General features: G+C 38.8%; 19 protein-coding genes and 2 pseudogenes. 7 read left to right on the top strand and 14 right to left on the bottom strand.

Annotated features, from left to right (window positions below):
• Position 1 precedes the first annotated feature (1 nt).
• A complete protein-coding gene (locus C9414_RS06945) occupies positions 2–523 on the bottom strand; it encodes a YqeG family HAD IIIA-type phosphatase (RefSeq protein WP_008356191.1) in 522 nt (173 codons plus the stop codon).
• Between the two features lie 361 nt (positions 524–884).
• On the opposite strand from C9414_RS06945, the gene C9414_RS06940 reads away from it, so the two are divergent.
• Positions 885–1,025, top strand: coding sequence for a sporulation histidine kinase inhibitor Sda (locus C9414_RS06940; RefSeq protein WP_003217327.1), 141 nt, complete (start codon positions 885–887; stop codon positions 1,023–1,025).
• 135 nt (positions 1,026–1,160) lie between these two features.
• Here the strand turns inward: C9414_RS06940 and C9414_RS20170 are convergent, their stop codons facing one another.
• From C9414_RS20170 to C9414_RS06925, 4 genes are all read right to left on the bottom strand, one after another.
• Positions 1,161–1,310, bottom strand: a complete 150-nt coding sequence (locus C9414_RS20170; protein WP_181286113.1) for a hypothetical protein — start codon at positions 1,308–1,310, stop codon at positions 1,161–1,163.
• Between the two features lie 78 nt (positions 1,311–1,388).
• Positions 1,389–2,117, bottom strand: a complete 729-nt coding sequence (locus C9414_RS06935; protein WP_231730805.1) for an SGNH/GDSL hydrolase family protein — start codon at positions 2,115–2,117, stop codon at positions 1,389–1,391.
• An 84-nt stretch (positions 2,118–2,201) separates the two neighbouring features.
• Positions 2,202–2,942 carry a polysaccharide deacetylase family protein gene (locus tag C9414_RS06930; protein ID WP_047201930.1) on the bottom strand — a complete coding sequence of 247 codons (741 nt, stop codon included), beginning with the start codon at positions 2,940–2,942 and terminating at the stop codon, positions 2,202–2,204.
• Positions 2,943–3,114: 172 nt separating this feature from the next.
• A complete protein-coding gene (locus C9414_RS06925; protein WP_041086294.1) occupies positions 3,115–4,236 on the bottom strand; it encodes a response regulator aspartate phosphatase in 1,122 nt (373 codons plus the stop codon).
• Between the two features lie 218 nt (positions 4,237–4,454).
• Between C9414_RS06925 and sigK the strand changes: the two genes are divergently transcribed.
• From sigK to C9414_RS06910, 3 genes and pseudogenes are all read left to right on the top strand, one after another.
• Positions 4,455–5,183 carry an RNA polymerase sporulation sigma factor SigK gene (gene sigK / locus C9414_RS06920; RefSeq protein WP_034738387.1) on the top strand — a complete coding sequence of 243 codons (729 nt, stop codon included), beginning with the start codon at positions 4,455–4,457 and terminating at the stop codon, positions 5,181–5,183.
• Positions 5,184–5,670: 487 nt separating this feature from the next.
• Positions 5,671–6,330 carry a hypothetical protein gene (locus C9414_RS06915; RefSeq protein WP_008342520.1) on the top strand — a complete coding sequence of 220 codons (660 nt, stop codon included), beginning with the start codon at positions 5,671–5,673 and terminating at the stop codon, positions 6,328–6,330.
• Between the two features lie 25 nt (positions 6,331–6,355).
• Positions 6,356–6,744, top strand: a pseudogene (locus C9414_RS06910) (sigma-70 family RNA polymerase sigma factor); the annotation flags it as partial.
• Positions 6,745–7,053: 309 nt separating this feature from the next.
• On the opposite strand, the gene C9414_RS06905 reads toward C9414_RS06910, so the two are convergent.
• A complete protein-coding gene (locus C9414_RS06905; protein WP_107163338.1) occupies positions 7,054–7,662 on the bottom strand; it encodes an FMN-binding negative transcriptional regulator in 609 nt (202 codons plus the stop codon).
• 146 nt (positions 7,663–7,808) lie between these two features.
• Between C9414_RS06905 and pdxR the strand changes: the two genes are divergently transcribed.
• Together pdxR and C9414_RS06895 are read left to right on the top strand one after the other, a co-directional pair.
• The gene (gene pdxR / locus C9414_RS06900) at positions 7,809–9,200 is read left to right on the top strand and encodes a MocR-like pyridoxine biosynthesis transcription factor PdxR (protein ID WP_107163337.1); all 1,392 of its coding nucleotides are present in this window, start codon (positions 7,809–7,811) and stop codon (positions 9,198–9,200) included.
• A 195-nt stretch (positions 9,201–9,395) separates the two neighbouring features.
• Positions 9,396–9,515: pseudogene (locus tag C9414_RS06895) on the top strand (DinB family protein); the annotation flags it as partial.
• 21 nt (positions 9,516–9,536) lie between these two features.
• Here the strand turns inward: C9414_RS06895 and C9414_RS06890 are convergent.
• The 8 genes from C9414_RS06890 to C9414_RS06855 form a co-directional block, all read right to left on the bottom strand.
• Positions 9,537–9,704 (bottom strand): hypothetical protein, encoded by a 168-nt coding sequence (locus C9414_RS06890; RefSeq protein WP_258182576.1) that lies wholly within the window; start codon positions 9,702–9,704, stop codon positions 9,537–9,539.
• Between the two features lie 136 nt (positions 9,705–9,840).
• The gene (locus C9414_RS06885) at positions 9,841–10,257 is read right to left on the bottom strand and encodes a hypothetical protein (protein ID WP_107163336.1); all 417 of its coding nucleotides are present in this window, start codon (positions 10,255–10,257) and stop codon (positions 9,841–9,843) included.
• Positions 10,258–10,292: 35 nt separating this feature from the next.
• Positions 10,293–10,718, bottom strand: coding sequence for an NUDIX hydrolase (locus C9414_RS06880; RefSeq protein ID WP_107163335.1), 426 nt, complete (start codon positions 10,716–10,718; stop codon positions 10,293–10,295).
• Positions 10,719–10,909: 191 nt separating this feature from the next.
• A complete protein-coding gene (locus tag C9414_RS06875; protein WP_107163334.1) occupies positions 10,910–11,101 on the bottom strand; it encodes a hypothetical protein in 192 nt (63 codons plus the stop codon).
• 107 nt (positions 11,102–11,208) lie between these two features.
• Positions 11,209–12,612 carry a polysaccharide deacetylase family protein gene (locus C9414_RS06870; RefSeq protein WP_107163333.1) on the bottom strand — a complete coding sequence of 468 codons (1,404 nt, stop codon included), beginning with the start codon at positions 12,610–12,612 and terminating at the stop codon, positions 11,209–11,211.
• 157 nt (positions 12,613–12,769) lie between these two features.
• Positions 12,770–13,324: a delta-aminolevulinic acid dehydratase gene (locus C9414_RS06865; RefSeq protein ID WP_107163332.1), complete on the bottom strand. Its 555-nt coding sequence runs from the start codon at positions 13,322–13,324 to the stop codon at positions 12,770–12,772.
• Positions 13,325–13,340: 16 nt separating this feature from the next.
• Positions 13,341–13,907 carry a GNAT family N-acetyltransferase gene (locus C9414_RS06860; protein WP_258182575.1) on the bottom strand — a complete coding sequence of 189 codons (567 nt, stop codon included), beginning with the start codon at positions 13,905–13,907 and terminating at the stop codon, positions 13,341–13,343.
• A gap of 50 nt (positions 13,908–13,957) precedes the next feature.
• On the bottom strand, positions 13,958–14,236 hold the full coding sequence (locus tag C9414_RS06855; protein WP_047201941.1) for a CotD family spore coat protein: 279 nt from the start codon (positions 14,234–14,236) through the stop codon (positions 13,958–13,960).
• A 248-nt stretch (positions 14,237–14,484) separates the two neighbouring features.
• Between C9414_RS06855 and C9414_RS06850 the strand changes: the two genes are divergently transcribed.
• On the top strand, positions 14,485–14,697 hold the full coding sequence (locus tag C9414_RS06850; protein ID WP_107163331.1) for a hypothetical protein: 213 nt from the start codon (positions 14,485–14,487) through the stop codon (positions 14,695–14,697).
• The last annotated feature ends 9 nt before the right edge of the window (positions 14,698–14,706 follow it).

Here is a 14,706-nt window from a genome sequence, read left to right as displayed (position 1 = left end):
ATTACTCTTCCTCCCACTGAATGTGGCCCTTACGCTTTAAGGCTCCTAAAATTCTGCGTTCAATCTGCCTGTTAAACTTTGTGAAAAATCCGTCCGAGGCAGCAACAGGAACGACCAAAATCGTATGGAAGCCATGACGATTCCCGCCAAGAACATCTGTCATGAGCTGATCCCCAATGACAACCACATCTTCTTTTTTCAATTGCATATCAGCGACTGCCTTATTAAAGGCTCTTCCCATAGGCTTTCTCGCTTTATAGATAAACGGGATATGAACCGGTTCAGAAAAAAGCTTGACCCTTTTTTCATTATTGTTCGATACAATCGTCACTTGTATCCCGTGATCTTTCATTTCTTGAAACCACTCAATTAAGCGCGGTGTCGCACTTGGACGGTCCCATTCTACTAGTGTGTTATCTAGATCAGTAATAATTCCTTTTACATTTCGTTCTTTTAATTTTTGCGGTGAAATGTGGAAAATACTTTTCACAAATTCATCCGGTAAGAAATACTTCTTTAGCACAATTTGCACCCTTTCTTCCATTGGTTTTCAGCGATTGTGTCGAATCAAATCACAATTTGTCTGTCTATCGAATACAATGAAAAAGTTTTCGACATATGATGAGGCCCTTCAACAGGTGTGGATAATTTTACACACATTATCCACCTATATTTCATCACGCTTTCATTCAATTATAAACACTCTACCCACAAGTTATCCACTTAACCATGTGGATAACAGAACGATTGTTCTTGTTTCCCATTCATGGTAGATTAAAGGTACTTCAAAGACAGTCGATCAACCTATGATGATATGTCTTTTCCTCAAATTTTATGCCAACTTTTTCAGGGGAGGTGTTTTTCCCATCATATGGGTTTCTAGTATGAAAAAGCTGTCAGATGATTTACTTATAGAATCGTATTATAAAGCAAATGAAATGAACTTAAATCGCGACTTCATTGAATTAATTGAGACAGAAATGAAAAGACGTTCGCTCGGGCATATGCTCTCTGTTTCCTCTTAATTCCATATCACAGGAACCATGCCTCCCGAGCACTCTCCTTTTTTAAACTCAGGTGACTGATATTATATCACTTGCGCTATAGGCTTACTACTATTTTCCGTAAAAAACACCCCTTCTGATAAAAGAAGAGGTGTCTTAATTGTAAGGCTGTTCATTCCAAAACCATAACCCTCCGCCTACGACTAAAATGACCACAAGGAACACAACAAGAAAAGCGTAACCGATTCCTGCTCCTTGTGCTGGATAAGGCGAACACGCAGGGTAAGGATAAGGACATCCCCACATATCAGTTACCTCCTTCTAGGAAGATATACTGTTAGACTATGCTGGATGGATGGTCTTGTTTAGGCAGATGGCCATCATTTAAAAATGTTTGATGACATCACGCTCTTTGATTTCGTTATAAATAATTCTCGCACCTTTTGGTGTCATATGATTGCCAGAAGGGTCGATCAAGCCTGACTGAATCAGGGCATGATCACTATCTTCACCAGCTTCTCGGATGAAAGCTTTCCAGTTGTCGACAAGCGGCACCTGCTCATCCTTCGCTACTTCTCTCGTGATGTCATTATAAGAGTTTTGCCAAGCTCTTGCCCCGCCTCTTCCGGCAAAATAAGATGACTTATATCTAGAGTAATAATACAAGCCCTTTTTCCCGCCTTCTACAACAGGCACACAGGTCATGAGAATCGGGGTAATGCCTTCTTTTCTACTTTCAGAAATGAAGTAGGATAAATTTTCTTTAAACCTTTTTTTCGTCACTCGGGGATGTTTCCCGTCTAAAATCGCCGCATCATTCGTACCGAACATGATGAGGACGTAAGTTGGTTTCTGCTTTAAAATATCCTGCTCAAAACGAAGCTTCGCATCTTCAGTCGTCTGCCCGCCAATGCCTGCATTCTTCACTTGAATTTGGCCGCGCTCGACGTTTTTCATGAGATTCACCCATTTTTCAGATGTTGGGTAATCTCGAAAGTCCCAGTTCGATCCTCTCGTATTGCTGTCACCAAATGCAATGACGCTTTCTTGTACTGGCTTTGAGCACCCGGCAGCAACACATAATAGGATAAAAAGGAAAACATACTTCTTCACAACATTCACCTCCAAAAGCCCTCTTCATATAGTAAACGACAAGACTTTTGGTTTCAATGAATGACTGTTTTTGACGAATGCTTCCTATTGCAGTTGAACTGGCATATATGCTTTGTCATGGTGAAGCAGCTCACTTACTTTTACAAATTCATAGCCTCTCTTCTTTAATTCAGGAATCACCTGCTTTAATGCTTCTACCGTTTGCTTGCGATTTCCCCCGCCATCATGTAAAAGGATGATATCGCCGCCTTGAATATGATCAATAATTCGGCTTGCAATTTTATGTGCGCCTGGTCTTGACCAGTCCTTCGGATCTTGCGTAAAGGACCACATAACCACATCGTACCCTTGCTTTGACAGAATGCGGAATGATTTCATTGTTAAACGTCCACCAGGAGGGCGAAATAATAAGGGACCGCCAGGCTGGAGTGAAGCGATATGAGCCGCTGATTCTTTTAATTCCCGCTTGATCTCCTTTGACGACAACAGGTCAAAATACGTATGATTCATCGTATGATTGCCAAGTTCATTCCCTTCGTCCACAATCCGTTCTGCGATCATCGGATATGCATGGATTCGGCTCCCTATCACAAAAAAGCTCGCATTCACTTGATGCTCCTTCAGCACATCCAATATTTGATTTGTATACACTGGGTGAGGTCCATCATCAAAGGTGATTGCAATCTTTTTCCGTTCCGCTCTCATGTCCCAAAAGGCACGTCCCGTTTTTTCAAGATCGACTCGTTTTAATGTACGTGCCTCTACTTTATTAGGAACAAAAGCACATAGCAGCCATATACACATTAAGATATGCAGCCCTTTCATTCGACCGCCTCCTCCACCGAACATCATTACCAATTAAATTGCCCGCTTTCTCATCAATTCATGCAAACCTCATGAGGATATCGACATCTTTTTCACATAAAAAAAAGCCGGCCATACTGGCCCGCTCTTTGTGTTTCACGTTTGGTTTCTCTCTTCAACTGTCGAACGTTGCTTAGAATTCATACAGACACTCTCCTTCTTGGATTTGATTTTGAGCCCATAATAATTTCTGATAATACTGGTTGGACTTTTTGTATTGTTGAGAGGCTTCTAAGGCTGTCGCAATTTCTAGTGAGATATCCTCTATATAAGAGTATAGGCTAAGTTTTTCCAAATAATCAATGGTTTTTTGCAGTTGGTCTTCATTGATTTCCTGAACATATAAAGCATCCAGATACTCAAACATATGACAGAACAGCTGGTCTTCATGCTTCTTTGCAGCCAATTTCCCAGCTTCTAATATGCGCAAGGCATCCGCCTGTTCATTCTGTCTAAAAAGCAGCTTCGCCAGCGTATAGAGCGTATGCGGAAGCGTTGGAAGCAGCTCTTTGCGGGCAAGATCAGCGGATTCCGTTAAATATCGTTCCGCTTCCTCTCTATAGCCAAGCTCGCCATAACATTTTCCTAAATTATAGAGCGCTGAACTGTATATGCGCGGGTGATCAATTTGAGATGCGAGCTGTTTTGCCTTTTTTAAATGAGGCAGTGCCCGGTCTTTTCGTTTTAAATCTTGATAATTTCCTGAAATGACAAAGAGACATTGAATGATGCGAATGGTATACGCATCATGCTGATCGTATATTTCCAGCGCCTTTAAAATATGGTGCATGGAGACATGTGTTTGTTTCATTATATAGTAGGCTTCTGCCACTTTAAAATGAAACTCAGCCTGCTCAATATCATCAAATACCATGGACAGCTGCTTTTCTGCGACTCGATAATATTTGACGGCTTCTAAATATTCTTTTTGACTAAATTCATGCATGCCACGAAAAAATGCATGGTAATAATGCAGCATATCAGATAACTCATGATTGGAATTTTCGATTTTATCGACTAGATTAGATACTGAGAAAGGTTGGTATTTTGAAGGGTGTATATAGTCAAGCATGATTTGGTGCCGAAAACACATGAGCTGATAATAAATCAGTAAATGCTGGTCCTCTTCCATCTGTTCAATTTCCGCTTCAACTTCCGCTTTCAAGATTTCCGCATCTGGAACACTGAACTGCCGTATCATTCGATACCATTCATTAATTTTCATACCTACATGTGAAGATAGAACCTTCCCCATGTTCCGAAATGACCCCTTCCTTTTCGGTCTAATATTACATATTTTAGCACGCTTCTTGACCGCCAAGCACCGAAAAGAAACCGCAAACATAAAAAAGAGACGCACAGAAGCACGATTTTTTTGAAAAAGATGATTTTTTCATCGTACAGACACAGACAATCCCTCCTTCACATACATTTGAGGATATAGGCAGCAGCCTAAACATGGTGGAGGTGAAAATCGTGGCAGGAGTATTTACAGCGATGGGATTGATGGTCAAAGAATTGGTGTTTTTAGTGTCCTATGTCAAAAACAATGCCTTTCCACAGCCCCTTTCGGGAGATGATGAAAAAAAATACTTAGCCCTCATGGCACAGGGCGATGAACACGCAAGAAACATGCTGATTGAACATAACCTTCGGCTCGTCGCCCATATTGTAAAGAAATTTGAAAATACCGGGGAAGACGCTGAAGACCTCATCTCCATCGGGACGATCGGACTCATTAAAGCCATCGAAAGCTATTCCTCTGGAAAAGGAACAAAGCTGGCAACGTATGCGGCGCGGTGTATTGAAAATGAAATTCTCATGCACTTACGTGCGCTCAAAAAAACGAAAAAAGACGTCTCCTTGCATGACCCCATCGGTCAGGATAAAGAAGGCAACGAAATTTCATTAATCGATGTCTTAAAATCCGAAAATGAAGATGTGATCGATACCATTCAGCTCAACATGGAGCTTGAAAAAGTAAAGGAGTATATCGACATTCTCGACGGCCGAGAAAAAGAAGTCATCGTCGGCAGGTTCGGACTTGATTTAAAGAAAGAAAAAACGCAGCGGGAAATAGCCAAGGAGCTCGGGATATCGCGGAGCTATGTGTCACGGATTGAGAAGCGGGCGCTGATGAAGATGTTTCATGAGTTTTATCGGGCGGAGAAGGAAAAACGGAAGCGGGAGAAGGGGAAGTGAAAATGAATTTCCCTAACTTCTAACAAAAACAGACCTTACTAGGTCTGTTTTTTATTTCGGCAATAAGCTACTGTCTCGTTGCATTTCTTTTGATAATAGCTACCGCCTTAGACCTCAAGAAAAATGGAAATATTTTGGTGATGAACTTTGTGTCATGCGTTTAGACATGAAAGAAATCAACTAATTATGCCCCACTGTTTAGAGAATTGTGGAAAAATGCAGGACAATCGGTTTGCATAGTTTTGTATTTCAACTTTTATGTTTAGAAAAATAAAAGCTATTCAGACTTATAATAATTTCACAAATGAAATATCAGCACTTTTTAATGTTACATCCGAATTCACTACCGAATGTTTCATGACTTTAAACCCATGCTATAAGTCATTAATTGTTTTGTCTTATTTTGTCGAAAATCATCAATTTAATATTTTTTATATTATAATGTTTCCTGTATTACTAAAATGTGTATATAGAAGGGTGCAGACTAATGAAAAAAGCTAAACTAATTTTATTCTTATGCTTTATGGCAGTTCTAACTGCTTGCGGTAACACTAACAGTTCAACTGATCCAGCAAAAAAAGAAGAAACGAGCAAAGAGGCTTCAAAAGAATCAGCACAAAAAGAGAATAAACCAACGTCAGGACGCTTATCAAAGATTGGGGAGTGGAAGAAAGATAAAAATGGGTCAACACTGACTTTGAAAAAGATAAACAACAAACAAAAAGAAATAGATTTAAGTCCTATTAAGATGAAAATACAAGATATTAAAGTTTTTGAATACAGTAATTTAGGTGAAGACGATAAAGAGCTTCTTTCTGATAATCAATATGAAAAAGATAAATATCATAGAATACAAATCACTTACACGACTGAAAACACTTCCGATAAAGATGTTTTGTTTTCTGGTGTTAAAGTTATTACCACTAATACAAAAAAACAAATTGAAGTCAATGAGTCTAATTTGTATACGGATAAAGGTGTTGGTTCTTTTTATGGTAAAGTCGAAAATGAAGGTATGGTTGTAGTTCCTTTACTTGTAGATGATGTTTCAGATTTGAGCTCAATCACACTTCACTTAGGAGATGTATTTCTAAATGACGAACCTGAATTATTGCATGATGGGGCAAAAGTGAAATTCGATTTTTAAATTCTGCCCCCCTTTTGACTTTAATAATGAAATTCTCATGCACTTACGCGCCCTCAAAAAATGAAAAAAGATGTCTCCTTGCATGACCCCATCAGTCAGGATAAAGAAGGCAACGAAAATTCATTAATCGATGTCTTAAAATCCGAAAATGAAGATGTGATCGATATTCAGCTCAACATGGAGCTTGAAAAAGTAAAGGAGTATATCGACATCCTCGACGGCCGAGAAAAAGAAGTCATCGTCGGCAGGTTCTGCCTTGATTTAAAGAAAGAAAAAACGCAGCGGGAAATAGCCAAAGAGCTCGGGATATCGCGGAGCTATGTGTCACGGATTGAAAAGCGGGCGCTGATGAAGATGTTTCATGAGTTTTACCAGGCGGAGAAGGAAAAACGGAAACGGGAGAAGGGGAAGTGATGTCGTAGAGGCCGGTCTAAAATTCCGGCTTTTTTCTATTTCATTTCACTAGCACCAATTAAGTAAAAGGTTCCCCCCACCTGTGACAAATGCACTTTTTTTAAACATAAATTAATCATCTTATTGAATACTCGATCTTTTAAATTGATATGATTGGTGACTGGCAATTACCTTTTTTAAACCAAGCTTTTTATAACGGGCTTTTATATTAACAATAGGTTGACCTTTTGTAACTTCTCAATGCCATTGTTTTTCAAATGTTCAATAAAAGGGTCGAATCCTTCTAAAAATAGACTTTCAACCTCTCACTCAATTTTTATTTATATTTTCTTGCATGAGACTGGAGATGGTCTGTTCATTTGTATGTGGTATTTGCTTGAGTTGTTTAACGACCATTTCTTGTCGCAAAATTGAATGGTTTTGGCTTAATTTCGCTACCCCCTCAATTTTGTTGATTTTGATTTTAAAACCTTTTACTCCTTTGTTCATGCCCGCCAACAATTTAGAATCCATTTCCTCTAATTTATATGGACTGTCAGGGCTTTCATATTTCAATACCAAATCACTCATGGATTTTGCAGTTTCTTCCTCATCTAGAAGTTCAACTTCCCCGTAAACATGAACGGCTACATAATTCCATGTAGGAACAGCTTGATTCGTCTCATACCACGAGGGCGAAATGTAACAATGAGGTCCTTGAAAAACTGCTAAAATAGGTTGGTCTACAATATCCTTCCATTGGAGATTTGCCAGAGCAAAATGACCGTATAAGTAATTTTTGTCGGTGCTCATCATCAATGGCAAGTGAGTTGCATATGGCATACCATCATGCATTGAAAACAATGTTGCAAAACCGTTCTCTTTGATCACATCGCAAGCTTCTGTTTCACTCAGTTTAAAATAAGCAGGGATAAACATGAAAAACTCTCCTCTCGTACTAAATTAGAACACAAGTATTTAAGTTCTAAAATGGTTTCATTACAGCTTTTAAGATATAATATGATACAAACTGACATTTTCAAAGGTACAATTTCGGATAAATAAGCATGTCAGAGGAGAAAGCGATGAAAAATATTATTTTTGCTTTTAAAGATGATGCTCCAAAATACAAACAAATTTACGAGCAGTTTAAATTATTAATTGAACAAGGAAATATATATGCCAATGAGCAATTACCATCTATTCGTGAACTGGCGAACTCCCTGCAAGTAAGCCGCAATACAACGCTTATGGCCTATGATCAGCTTTTAGCAGAAGGCTACATTCGGGGAGAAAAACGAAAAGGGTATTTTGTAAATGAAGTAGAACTCTCTTTATTTCAAAGGAAAGATGACTCTTTTGAAAATAAGAAAAGAGAAACGATACAACCAGTTTTAATCGACTTCCGTGCGGGTGCCGTAGATCAAGCGCATTTCCCCATAAAAATATGGAGGAAATTGTCCAATCAAGTTTTGACATTACAGACAAGCTATCAATACGGTGAAGCATTCGGGGAAATGTGCCTCCGTGAACAAGTGGCTGCGTATCTATTAGAATCCCGGGGAGTAAAAACAGAGGCAACTTCCATAATCATTGGCAGCAGTACACAGCAGATGCTGATTTATCTTGGTCATATTCTGAAAGATGAGTTTTCTGGAGTTATAATTGAAGATCCCGGCTACGACGGTGCGAGAGAAGCACTTCAATTTCATGGGTTTACTATGGAAACGTTACCGGTTTTTGAGACCGGAGCTGATTTTTCTAACTTAAATCGACTGCAAGAAAGATTAATCTATGTGACACCTTCTCATCACAGTCCTTACGGAGTAAGCATGCCGATTCAGCAACGGCAAACGCTTATTAATTGGGTCAATAAAAAAGAGGGGTATATTCTTGAAGATGATTATGACAGTGAATTCCGTTATACGCAGCAGCCATTTCCTGCCCTTGCCTCCATTCATTCAGAAAGAGTTATTTATTTAGGGAATTTCTCAAAGTCCTTTCTCCCAGGCATTCGTCTCAGCTACATGGTATTGCCGCAGCCGATTTTACACCGGTACAACAAACGATTTCGTCAATTCGAAAACACCGCTTCTATACTCAGCCAGCTCACTATGGCCGAGTTTATGAGAAAGGGAGAATGGCTTCGCCATATTAAACGCATGCGCGTTGTGTACAGAAAAAAAATGCAGCACTTTATTTCCAATATAAAGCACGAGCTCGGAGATCATGTAACGATTATTGGTGAGCAGTCTGGATTATACATCTTAGTGAAAGTTCATCTCAACTGTTCGGAAGAAAGGCTAATACAGCGCGCCTTTAAATACGGAGTAAAAGTATATCCTACTAAGATTTATTTCGTTAACAGAAATCCTGAAACACCCCTCATTAAACTAGGTTTTGGCCACCTTGACTTTGATGAAATAACACAAGGTGTAAAACTTTTGAAAAGTGCTTGGTTATCATTACACAGATAACTTCTTCATCTAATATAATTTGGTCATTCCATAGGTTATGCAATACGATTTTTTACGAGTTGACTTTCCATATAAACTCTTGAAGTACTGTTATGTTAACAAAGTTGCTAAATGAGAGATGAATTTGACCTTTTAATTCCAGAACAAAAAAAGCCAAACTCTTTATCGCTTTAATGAAACAAAAAAGGATAACCAGTACATCATATCATCGCCCACGAAATTCACCATATCGTTCAAATTTCTGTTTGGGCAATACCTGTATCTGCTAATTTTATTGGTAGAAAGTTAAAATCAGTACATTCTTATGAAAAGTAAGGTCAGTTAAAGTCCATTCATTTATCCCACTATGTTGTTTCCTTTTAAAAAATGCTCGAATAATCGCTGACCTTCCTCTTCAATTTGATCATCTTCAATTGGATATTCCCCAATGAATAAGCCTAAATGGTCGTATTCCTCATAACTCTTTAAGAGATTCAACCCGTAACTTTTCTGATCAAAAAACAATAACCATCTTCCTGTTTCTAAACTCTTAAAAGACGCCTTCATAACCATAACCTTGTTCATAATATCCTACATGTAAATGCATACTCTCAACTAAACTATGTATTCTTTCATTTGTACACACTTTCACCTTACTCCCCTAACTTTTCACATTATGCTGAAAATCAATATTCCTCAACTCAACCCAATCAACAAAGTCAGGTATTTTTTTTGTCGTCAAAAAATGTTGAACGATTTGATACGCTTGATTGCGGTCGACATAGCTGCACGATGGCACATACAATGGTGATCCAGCGACCAAATGCTCGATCGTTTCGATCTTTTCTACCTTTTGAAAAGGGACTAAAAAATCTGGATATCTGATGATAAAAAATCCATACGGTTCAGTATAAAAGAAAACTAGACTTTCGCATTCCCAATCTTCCTCTATCTCAATGGAAGATTCCCCGTTACCTTGTTCCCAATACTCTTCACCCTCCTGGAAGAAGATTTTTTTCATGAATTCTTCTCCCGGATTTTCTACTGGAGCTCCTATGGGTCCGTAGTATAAAAACATCAATATCGCTCCTTCATGCCTATATCAATTTGGATTTAACCAATTGTTCTATTTCCCTCAAAATCATAAAAAGCTTTTGTTTGTTGGTTTAATTTTAGCATGTGAAATAGCTTTGGGTTTAGCTTTTGAAAGGTTTGAGTGCTGACCCATTTTACTTCTTCAATATCATGATCCGGATCTAGAATGTTCATCTCTCCCCCGATCATTTCCGCAAAGAACGTAATGATCAGCGCATGATGCTTTTTATCTTGAAAGAATGCTTCACGAACCGAATGAAGTTCATTTACTTTGACAACATACCCTGTCTCTTCTTTCACTTCACGGATGACAGCCTGCTGCAGGTGTTCACCTTTTTCCACAGCACCGCCCGGAAGTTCCCAATATCCCCTTACATTCTTGACCGTTAATATATTTTCTTCCTCATCATAAATAATAGCTGAAACCACGTCTACTCGTTTCAAATGAATCCCCCTTAACATTCTCCATTCACACCAATTGTCGAATAGATGGCATGAACTGTTCATTTTATACACTCTTATTGTACTGTAATCAAAGCACCAAACGAGAAAATCATCCAACTGTTAGAACATCAAAAACCAAAAAAATAAAAACCTCACGCAACTAGCAGGAGGTTTTTTCCATAGGAGAAATCTTACCGTTTTTCTTCAAACAACATATATCTAATTCGCCGAATATAATGGAGCGCAATATGACCGAGGCATAAAATGAGCCCAATCATCGCAAGAATATAGATGGGCAGCATCAAACCAGGTACATAGTTTATAACAAATCCCAAACTAAACGCTGTCAGCATATATATGCTGATCAACCTCATCAACACCATTCGAAGCCCTCCCTTTCTATAATCACTTTAACATATTTTCCCTTTATCTTCATAATATGCTTTAAAAAAGATGCGAATCCATTAAGACTCGCATCTTTTTTACGTATTCAATTCACCTTTTTCGCCCGTGCTTCCTTCCACTGCTCAAGCTCCGAGACTGTTAGTAATTGATATCCTTGCTTCGTCAATTCCTTGATGATCGTGACAGCCGCGTTTGCAGAGGTGTCATAGATGTCGTGCATTAAGACGGTTTCTCCGCTAGACGCATGGGTGAGAATGTAGTTTGCGACGTATTGGCTGTTGCGATATTTCCAGTCTTCAGGATCAACGTCCCAAAGCGTGACTTTCATGTTGACAGCCTCGTTGATCTGTCCGTTTGTTCCACCATATGGCGGTCTAAAGTGAGTCGGTGTGAATCCGCCTGCTTTTTCAATGATTTGCTGCGTTTCTTCTACTTGTTTGATGGCTTGTTTTAATGGCAGTCTTGTGAGTAAAGGGTGGTTATAGGAATGATTTCCGATTTCATTTCCACCTTTTCTGATTTCACCTAGCATATCAGGATAATATTGAACCCTGCTTCCTAATACAAAAAATGTCGCGTGTCCTTTGTTTTCTTTTAAAGCAGTTAAGATCTTTGAAGTCGTTGATGGATTTGGTCCATCATCAAATGTAAGGGCAATGGCTTTTTGATGTGGGTTAAATACTCGCTGTTTTGGCCATTTTACGATCTTTCTTTTTGCGATCGGTTCTTTTTTCTCGTTTTTGTTCTTTTCTTTATTGATGTATTCTGGCTTTAACATTCCTTTAAGCAGTGTTTTCTTAATCGCCAGCACTTGAGGGCCTTTCTTGTCTGGTGCAATTTGCCCTGCTGGGAAGTAGAATTCAATAAAACGATCTTTGATGGCAAAATACTGATAATGCTCTGCCTCAGGAGATGTTCCTTGTTTAAGTAAATGCTTGTGTTCAGCAAGAGAGCGATCTTTTTTTAACTCCTCAAATGTCATTTGAGACAGTTTTTGCAGATTTTCTTTCTTTGATAAAAATAGGTCGTCTATCGATAAAAAACGCTGTTTCTTGAAATCAAAATTGAAAATCTTCGTTTCATGTCTGCCTTTTACTCCGCCTTTTAATTCATATGTATTGAATTTGATCGCAGCAGTTTGTTTGGCATAATGAGCAATCTCGTAATCTATGTTTAATTCGTATCGATGATCTTCATCGACATCATTTGCTTCACTAAATGATGTTTTGAATTTATCTAGCGCTGTTTCTGCAAATCTTTTCATCTCTTGATCTAGCTTTTTTTGATGAAACACAGGATAGTTCACAGCATATCTCAAGTATCTCCCGTCATTCACGAGGGTCACAATTTCAACTTCTTTATAGCTCGCATCTGGTGCTACCTTCTTCTTCTCTGTCCCGCTTGCCTGCTGATTATGATAAAACGCGGCGATTCCGATGATCATCGCAAGTCCGCATAGGACGAGACTGACTTTCCATTTAATTGACACAAAAATTCTCCTCTCGTGATGCCGTCATGCCTGAATGACGTGTGTTTGTAGGATAGACTTTGCATGCCCCCTTTTTAGTTTGCAAATCACAAAACCGTCACATTTTCGACACATTTTTAGAGAGGAATAAAAAAGGACTGATTTCTCAGTCCTTTGATTATTTTTGCATATATAGTTGAAATAATTTCGTTTCTTCATCAATGGAACGCGCTCGATCAAATGCCGCTCTGACCGTCTTTGTATTGTTCATGAGCTCGTACATCATGGTCAGCACAAAGATAAAAGCTGCATTCCCATCGATGTAATCGTCCGGCGCCGAATAAGATGTAGCTCCTGCCTCTAAAAAAGCATCTGCTAGATTTTTCTCTCCTAGTGTGCAGCCTGTAGAAATAACATGAACTCCTTCTAAGGAAGCATACCGCTTGATTTCATCCGCTCCAAAAGCAGTATCCCTAGGCTCTTCATCTTCGTATACATCTTCCCCTAATTCAGGCATGATAAATGCTCCTTCTTCACCATGAAACGATAAAAGAAGGTAATCTATTTCTCCTCTATTTCTACCAGATAACACATGAATCAGGTCATTTGGTCTTCCAATCCAATGCATATCGACTTTCGCGCCGAAGTTTTCAAGTGCTGCACGCAGTGCAAAAGATTCCAGCTCACTATTAGGTCCTGCTGCTAATGTGATGCGCATGGCTTGTTGATCCACTTCTATCTCCTCCAGACTATGATAAAAATAAAACCATTTTTTCCTCATCTGCATATGTATCAGCCCATTTTAACGCCTTTTTTTCAACAGCGTACGACTCAAATCCAACGGAGCGATAGAGGCGCTTTGCTGAATGATTAGTTGTCACCACTGATAAATACACTTGCTCGATGTCCTGCTGTTCTTGCGCGAAGGAAAGAGCTTTCGTCATTAAGGCATTGCCTGCGCCCATTCCGCGGGCATCAGCTGTTACATACATCGCAGTCAGATTCGCTCGGTGCTTTAACTTCTGCAAGGTTTCTTGGATGAGCGTGACTGCCCCCACAAGCTGCCCTTGATGAAAAGTGCCAAACGTCCACATAGATTGAGCCGAAGCAAAACGCGCTTTATATTTGTCCTTTGTATTGAATTGCTCTTCCTCATAGCTCATCGCAAAACTCTCTGGATTTACTCGCAGTGCTTCTAGTCTGAGTGCTGTATATTCTTCAGCATCATCTGGTGTTAACAATCGAATATTCAGAAAATCACCTCCAAAAGAATGATGGATACTTCTAATTTTATCTTGAAAAGAACTTTGGATCAAAATTTTATTCCTGAATATAAAAAGGCATCCCATAAAAGGATGCCCCTTCATTACCACTTACAGCGCTTTACCGGACGGCAGCAAGGGTTTTTGATATCACTGCCGCAATCGTATTCTTCTACAATATACTCGTTGTGAGTCGATTCAGTGACCGGATAGTAGTTTTCTATTCTTTTAATGTTTTTATTGACGTTTTTAATATGCGTTGGATGAATTTTTCTGATCGTTTGTTCATTCGTTCTTGTGTTGACAATTTGACGTGTGGGGAAAACAACCGTTTCTTCTCGGCGAGGCCCAAAGAAAAAATCATCTAATCGATTTCGGCTCATCTTAACACCCCTTCAAGTTGTCTTTCACTTACACTCTATCGTATGTAAAAGGCACCTTTCGTGATTAGATGCTTGTCTATTTTTAGAAAAATCAACTATCGATCTAGTTTTCTCTTTCTTTACAAAAGGGTAATCTTAACATATTATACAAATGATATATTGAGAAGAAATAACATCTATGAAATAAAACATAAGCTTTTTTATTCACTGCATTTTTTCTACTCATCATCAAATAAGAGGTGAACGACATGATCAACACGACACAGCCATTCGAACGAAACAAGCTAGACATTGCACTAGAACTAACTCAATTACATCTGAATCATTATCAAACCAATCATCCTGATCAGCTGAGTGAAATTTACGCGAAATATTACGCGCTACTTGAAGTGCTGGATTTGTCATCCTATGATCAATTAATTGATTTACTGCCAAATGAGCTCAAACAGACGCTTGAGTAAAAAAACCAT

This window comes from Bacillus sp. Nf3 (genome assembly GCF_003028545.1).
GTDB classification, from domain to species: Bacteria; Bacillota; Bacilli; order Bacillales; family Bacillaceae; genus Bacillus; species Bacillus safensis.
This window is presented reverse-complemented; position numbering and strand designations above follow the sequence as displayed.